This is a genomic window from Waterburya sp. (assembly GCF_058530065.1).
This window is the reverse complement of sequence record NZ_JBZNBU010000110.1, coordinates 1-6,915: the sequence shown is the minus strand read 5'-3', so window position 1 is coordinate 6,915 and position 6,915 is coordinate 1. Positions and strand designations below refer to the sequence as shown.

Annotated in this window: 7 protein-coding genes; 3 read left to right on the top strand and 4 right to left on the bottom strand. The window is 40.0% G+C overall.

The window, feature by feature from the left end:
* Nucleotides 1-520 (top strand): IS1 family transposase (locus AC33VI_RS07370; RefSeq protein ID WP_491781619.1); only part of this gene is annotated, 520 nt, incomplete at its 5' end.
* Nucleotides 521-701: 181 nt separating this feature from the next.
* On the opposite strand, the gene adhE is transcribed toward AC33VI_RS07370, so the two are convergent.
* From adhE to AC33VI_RS07350, 4 genes are all read right to left on the bottom strand, one after another.
* On the bottom strand, nt 702-3,344 hold the full coding sequence (gene adhE / locus AC33VI_RS07365) for a bifunctional acetaldehyde-CoA/alcohol dehydrogenase (protein WP_491781618.1): 2,643 nt from the start codon (nt 3,342-3,344) through the stop codon (nt 702-704).
* Nucleotides 3,345-3,432: 88 nt separating this feature from the next.
* On the bottom strand, nt 3,433-4,179 hold the full coding sequence (gene pflA, locus AC33VI_RS07360) for a pyruvate formate-lyase-activating protein (protein WP_491781617.1): 747 nt from the start codon (nt 4,177-4,179) through the stop codon (nt 3,433-3,435).
* 63 nt (nt 4,180-4,242) lie between these two features.
* A complete protein-coding gene (locus AC33VI_RS07355; protein WP_491781616.1) occupies nt 4,243-4,707 on the bottom strand; it encodes a universal stress protein in 465 nt (154 codons plus the stop codon).
* Between the two features lie 135 nt (nt 4,708-4,842).
* Nucleotides 4,843-5,100, bottom strand: coding sequence for a hypothetical protein (locus AC33VI_RS07350; RefSeq protein ID WP_491781615.1), 258 nt, complete (start codon nt 5,098-5,100; stop codon nt 4,843-4,845).
* A gap of 286 nt (nt 5,101-5,386) precedes the next feature.
* Between AC33VI_RS07350 and AC33VI_RS07345 the strand changes: the two genes are divergently transcribed.
* Both AC33VI_RS07345 and AC33VI_RS07340 read left to right on the top strand, forming a co-directional pair.
* Nucleotides 5,387-6,001, top strand: coding sequence for a 4Fe-4S single cluster domain-containing protein (locus AC33VI_RS07345; protein ID WP_491781614.1), 615 nt, complete (start codon nt 5,387-5,389; stop codon nt 5,999-6,001).
* Between the two features lie 98 nt (nt 6,002-6,099).
* The coding region (locus AC33VI_RS07340) for a thioredoxin domain-containing protein (protein ID WP_491781613.1) at nt 6,100-6,915 on the top strand (816 nt) is incomplete at its 3' end.

The window sequence follows — 6,915 nt, the reverse complement described above, 5'->3', positions numbered from 1 at the left end:
CTCCATACTCGGATGCAAGCTCCGAGTCCGTGCCTCCTCATGGGGGAGACCCCAAAGCTTCGATTGGGTATGGCGAGGAAGCCTCGCCACCCCTCTCGCTCAAGACCGCACTTTTCCGCAAGGGAATGCTCGCCAAGACAACAAGATTTGGCTGTGGACAGCGGTAGATCATTTTCAACCAGGTATTCTAGGGTGGGTTTTGGGAGATCGTAGCGCGAACACATTTAAACCGTTGTGGGAAATCGTCCCTAAATGGCAGTGTTATTTTTATGTCACTGACGGTTGGAATGTTTATCCTAGTTTTATTCCTGATGGCGACCAAATTGTTAGCAAGACTTATATGACCAGGGTTGAGGGAGAAAATACAAGATTAAGGCACTATTTAGCAAGATTACATCGTAAAACTCTTTGTTACTTAAAATCATTAGAGATGCTTGAGCATTCAATTAGATTACTTATTCATTATTTAAAATTTTCCGATGTTCCAGTGCCTTATGTCACAAAACATATTTCTTATTAACGATCGCCTGACAGTTAAATCATACCTTGATTCACCAACGCCCTGTACCTGACTTAGATGAAAACTGCTGTAAGAATCAAAAAATAAAAACCCCCTATAAGCCGAACTTATAGAGGGTAGGTAAAGTTAGAAGAAATCGACTTTACCAAAAATATTGTGTATTACAAACAGTGTTTAACAATTATATTGTGACTGTTTCCTTTGTTTCCGATTGAGAAGAATCGCCGATATCTTGCCTGAAATTGCCTTCATAGGCTGAAGTATAAAGTTCTTGCAGGTCTTTTATCAGCGGATAGCGAGGATTTGAACCAGTACACTGATCGTCGAAAGCTTGTTCCGCTAGGGTTTCTACTTCGGCATAAAACTCAGCATCTTTCCCTGGCATAGCTTCTTTAATAGTTGCAGGAATATCGACTTCTTGTTTGAGATGTTCGATCGCCTCAACTAATTTATCTACCTTTTCTTCTAGGGTATCGCCACCAAGTTTTAAGTAGTCGGCAATTTCTGCATAACGTTCCTTGGCATGGGGATATTCGTATTGAGAAAAGATAGTTTGTTTGAAGGGCGCATCGGTAGAGTTATAGCGCATGACGTGGGTAATCATTAGGGCATTGGCTAAACCGTGAGGAATATGGAAAGTTGCCCCTAGTTGGTGTGCCATGGAATGACAGATACCCAAGAAAGAATTAGCAAATGCCATCCCTGCAATGGTAGCTGCGTAGTGGACTTTTTCTCTGGCGAGGGGATCTTTTGCCCCTAGTTTGTAGGAACGGGGAAGATATTCCATCAGTAGAGCGATCGCCTGTAGTGCCAAACCGTCAGTGTATTCTGTTGCCAGTACCGAAGCATAGGCTTCTAAGGCATGGGTTAGAGCATCAATTCCGCCAAAAGCAGTCAGAGACTTGGGCATATTTAACACTAGTTCGGGATCGACGATTGCCATAGTAGGAGTGAGGGCATAGTCTGCTAGGGGATATTTAATCCCAGCGCGATCGTCGGTGACGACGGCAAAGGGAGTTACTTCCGAACCCGTACCCGAAGTGGTGGGGATGGCAACCATCTCTGCTTTTTTACCCAGAGGAGGTAGTTCGTATACCCGCTTGCGAATGTCCATAAACCTGGTGGCGATGCCTTCAAATTCGATTTCGGGATGTTCGTACATCAACCAAATGATCTTGGCTGCATCCATAGGAGAACCACCACCAAAGGCGATAATTACATCGGGTTTAAAGGTATTAACCCTAGCTAACCCCATTTCAATCGTAGAAAGATTGGGATCGGGTTTTACATCATAGAAGATTTGATGTTCAATGTGAATTTCCTCTAAAGCATCGGTGACTTCTTTGATCATGCCCAAGTCATATAAAGGCTTGTCGGTAACGATAAAGGCTCGTTTTTTACCCGCTAAATCTCTCAGTGCTACGGGCAAACAGCCGTATTTAAAATAGACTTTGGGGGGTACGCGAAACCAAAGCATATTTTGTCTGCGTTCGGATACGGTTTTGATGTTGAGTAGGTGACAAACGCTGACGTTTTCGCTGACAGAATTTCCGCCCCAAGTACCACAACCCAAAGTTAAAGAGGGATCTAATTTAAAGTTGTACAAATCGCCGATCGCACCCTGGGAAGAAGGAGTATTAATCAATACCCTACCCGTCGAGACATGAGTATCAAAATAGTCAATGCGATCGTGATTACTGGGAGCAGTATAGAGTACAGAAGTATGTCCCCTACCACCGAGTAGGATCAATTCTTCAGCTTTTGCTGTAGCTGCTTCAAAGTCTGCTACTCGATATAAGGCTAGTACGGGGGATAACTTTTCAATGGAAAAGGGTTCTTGCGTACCCACTCCATCGATTTCTCCAATGAGAACCTTGCTACCTGGAGTTACTTCAATTCCTGCTAATGCACCAATTTGTGCTACTGATTGACCGACGATGGCAGGGTTGATATGTCCGTCTTTAACTAGGACTTGGCTGACCTTAAATTGTTCTTCAGGACTCAAGAAATATGCACCGCGCAAACTAAATTCTTCCTTGACGCGATCATACATTTCATCGACCACAATCACCGACTGTTCGGAGGCGCAAATCATGCCGTTGTCAAAGGTTTTACTTAAGAGGATCGAGCTTACTGCCAGTCTAATTTCTGCAGTTTCATCAATCACCGCAGGAGTATTACCCGCACCTACACCTAGAGAAGGTTTACCTGAAGAATAGGCTGCTTTAACCATTCCTGGACCACCCGTAGCTAGAATCAAATTCATGTCAGGATGTTGCATCAAGGCTTGAGAAAGTTCCACCGATGGCTTATCGATCCAACCTATAATATCTTCTGGCGCACCCGCAGCTACTGCAGCATCGAGGACAGTTTTAGCTGCAGCGATCGTACATTCCTTAGCTCTAGGATGGGGAGAAAAAATAATGGCGTTGCGGGTTTTTAGGGCAATTAAAGCTTTAAAAATTGCTGTGGCAGTAGGATTAGTCGTTGGCACGATCCCCGCCAAAATTCCTACGGGTTCGGCAATCTTTTGAATCCCGAAATGAGAGTCAGATTCGATTACACCACAGGTAGGTTCGTTTTTATATTTGTTGTAGATAAATTCGGAGGCAAAGTGGTTTTTAATCACTTTATCTTCTACTACTCCCATGCCCGTTTCATTGACTGCTAGTTTTGCCAAAGCAATACGTTGTTCGTTGGCAGCTAAAGCAGCTTTTTTGAAAATATCATCTACCTGCTGTTGATTAAAATTAGCATACTGACTTTGAGCGGTTTTGACTTTTTGCACCAGGGCATTGAGGTCTTGGATATTATTAACTTTCATAGTTGATGCTTAGTGGTTAATGGTTGGTTATTGATTGTTGCTTGTTGGTTGTTAATCATGAAATACTCAAGCTAAAGAATAAGTTAAATTAATAAGCTTGAATTCCGTATTCCTGAAAAATAGCTTTAGCTTTACTAACTAATTCTGGGGATGCTTCTGGTGTATCTCGAAGCTGATAATCGTATCCAAGCTGTTCCCATTTATATTCTCCCATTTTATGAAAAGGTAAAATTTCTACCCGCTCTACATTATTTAAACCAGCTATAAATTTAGCTAAATTTTGAATATTTTGCGGAGAGTCGGTAAGATTGGGAACTAAGACAAATCTAATCCAAGCTGACTGTTTAATTTCACTTAGATAGCGAGCAAAATTTAAAGTTGGCTCTATACAAACACTAGTTACTTGATGATAGGTTTTTTTGTCAAAAGACTTAATATCTAATAATACTAAATCTACATAATCTAAAACTGGTTTTGCCGTAGCTAAATTAACATACCCAGAAGTATCTAGAGTAGTGTGAATCCCCAATTCTTGACAACGACGAAAAATATCCGTAATAAATTCTGGCTGCATTAACGGTTCGCCTCCTGTGATGGTCACTCCTCCTCCAGAAGAGTTCATATAAGAACGATATTTTTGAATGTCTACAATCAATTCATCGACCGTAACTTCTCTACCGTCTTCAGGATGGCGACAGTCGGGATTATGGCAATAGAGACATCTAAGAGGGCAACCTTGAGTAAAGATGACATAACGAATACCAGGGCCATCAACTGTACCGCAAGTTTCAATGGAATGGATTCTGCCTTTTGGAGTTGTTATTGTATTGGTCATTGATTAGTCGTTAGTTGTTAGTCGGTAGTCGTTAATTGCCAAGGACAAAAAAGCAAAAACTATTTAATGCACCAGCAATACCGCACAGGGTACGTGATGAGATACGTAGTTACTAACACTACCGACGATTAATTCGTTTAAACCTTTTCTGCCATGGCTGCCAATCACGATTAAATCCGCTTGCCATTCTTTTGCCGATTGACAAATTTGCTGTGCTGGCTGACCAATTTCTTGCACTAGATCGGTAGTAATTCCTGCATCTTCAGCTTCATTTACTAATGATTGTAGATAGTCTATTCTATTTGCTACTAGTGCCTGCCACTCTGCTTCGGCGATTTCGTTAGTACCAGTACCATGATAGCCACTGCCAATTAGAGAAACAGTATTTTGATATTTTGCTTCTAAAGGGGAAACAACATTGAGTAACATGAGTTGCGCATCAAACGCTTGGGCTAGGGATAGACTCTGTTGAAATGCCTTTTGGCTCAGGTTGCTGTCATCTAGGGCGACGAGAATTTTTTGGTACATAATTATCTCCTTAGATCTGGGTAATCTATTTTGTTTGATTAATTATTTGATTAATTAAATAGGTTCGTGGAAAGTATTTTTCTGAAGAATGGGGACTGCTTAAATTGTGTTTGGCATGGGGTTGCCGACAAGCAATCATAGTTTTGCTGTGGGAAATTCATCAAACATATGATATAGATCCCCATCGCGGTAGTAATCGATAGCTATTTGAGGTGAAGCTTGAGATTTTAGTTGAGTTTGATGACGATATGTCTCATAAAGGTGGAGTGAGGATATATAAGCAAAATCAGGAACTTTGGCTATGGTTTCTAGAATATAAAAGCAAGAATCAGGGCGATCGCGATACAATACATTAATTACCAATACGAGCAGGTTGACTAATAGCCGAATCATCTATTTCTCCTCGTATTATTTGCTTAACAAATTGAAAAATTAAGACATTTTCTCGATACACCAACCATTATAAAAAAATATTTTTTCTCAATCATCTTTTCTTAAGATTTTCTTATAAACTTTTCTTGAAATTTATGAGGCGGTCGCTAAGATTATCAATAATTATTAAAGGTTTAACCTGCTTTTAAAATAAAAAATAAAATATAAACCTAAGTACCGCAATAGTCACCTTTCTCTGACATGATTATTTAGTCTAGAGATGTAAATTAAATTATCGGAAAATAAGATGAGTAAAACTAAAATCGATCCTTATCTTCAGCTATTAGAAATTCCCCCAGGTTATCTCAATATTATGGGATATGTCAACGAATCGGAAGTCAATGGTCCTGGGGTTCGAGCAGTTGTTTGGTTACAGGGATGTCAGCGAGAATGCGACGGTTGTTTTAATCCAAGTTCGTGGTCTTTTGAAATAAATCAATTAATTTCTGTTGATAATTTAGTCGAAAAAATCTTAAATAATCCTAAAAATACTGGAGTGACTTTTTCAGGAGGAGAACCTTTTTGGCAAGCACCAGCTTTAACGGAAGTAGCTAAAAAAGTTAAAGCAGCAGGATTAAATGTGATGTCTTTTACTGGCTTTACTTTAGATAGGTTGCAGTCGGACTATGCTCCTGCTAGCAGTCAAGAATTGATCGAACAACTAGATATTTTAGTTGATGGTGCTTTTGTATCAAATTTAGCAGTTAACGATCCTAATTCTTTGGTTTCTTCTAGCAATCAAAAAGTTCGTGTTTTAAACCCAAATTTTAAAGAGAGGTTAGACTGGGCGAGCGACCAAATAGAGATACACATTCAAAAAGATGGTAGTCGAATTATTACAGGTTTTCGCGGTTCGCTGTAATAGTCGTTGGTCGCTAGTCATTAGTCATAGTCGTTAATGGTAGCATCATGAAGCTGAGAGCTTATAGAAAATTTTGGGTTTTTATCGTTATCTATTGCTTGGTTAGCTTAATAAGTTTTGTCAATCCCGCCCTAGCAGATGAATCGACAGTAGATATTTATTTTTTTCATAGCAAGACTTGTCCTCATTGTCTGGAGCAAAAACCAGTAATGGAAAATGTGGCTGGACTTAATGCTGAAATAAAATTGCACGATTATGAAGTGAGCGAACATCCCCAAGTCTGGCAGAATTTTCGGGAGAAACATCAGCTTAAATCGGAAGCAGTTCCCCGTACTTTAGTAGGAGATAAGCAGTTTATTGGCTACAGCGAAAGTGAAGGAGAATTAGAATATAACCCAGTTTATCAAGGTTATATCGGTTACAAAAATCAAATTATTACTGCCATTGAAACCGAGTTAGGACATCCAGTTAATCTGGCAGCTACGGAATCGCCTAAAAAAAAGCAAATTTCTAGTTCATCTTTACCCTGGCACATATTAGCCTTACCAATTTTATATTTACTGGCATATCCCCTAGGCTTGAAGAAGTTGCTGAGAAATCGGGGAAAATCGCCCTTTGGTTTGGGACTGATTGTAGTTATTGTAGTTAGTCTTTTTTGGTTTTTTGCGGTCACTCCAGATATCGCCCTTAAAGAATTCGCTCAAGGTTTACCTTTTCCTCTCTTTGTTTCTACTATTGCCCTAGCAGATGGTTTTAATCCTTGTGCCTTTACGGTGCTAATTATTCTCCTTTCCTTGTTGACTCACACCCGAAGTAGAAAACAGATGGCAATCATTGGTTCTACTTTTGTCGCTACTTCAGCGATTATGTATTTTGTCTTTATCATGGCGATGGTTTTGGTTGGCTCTTTGTTT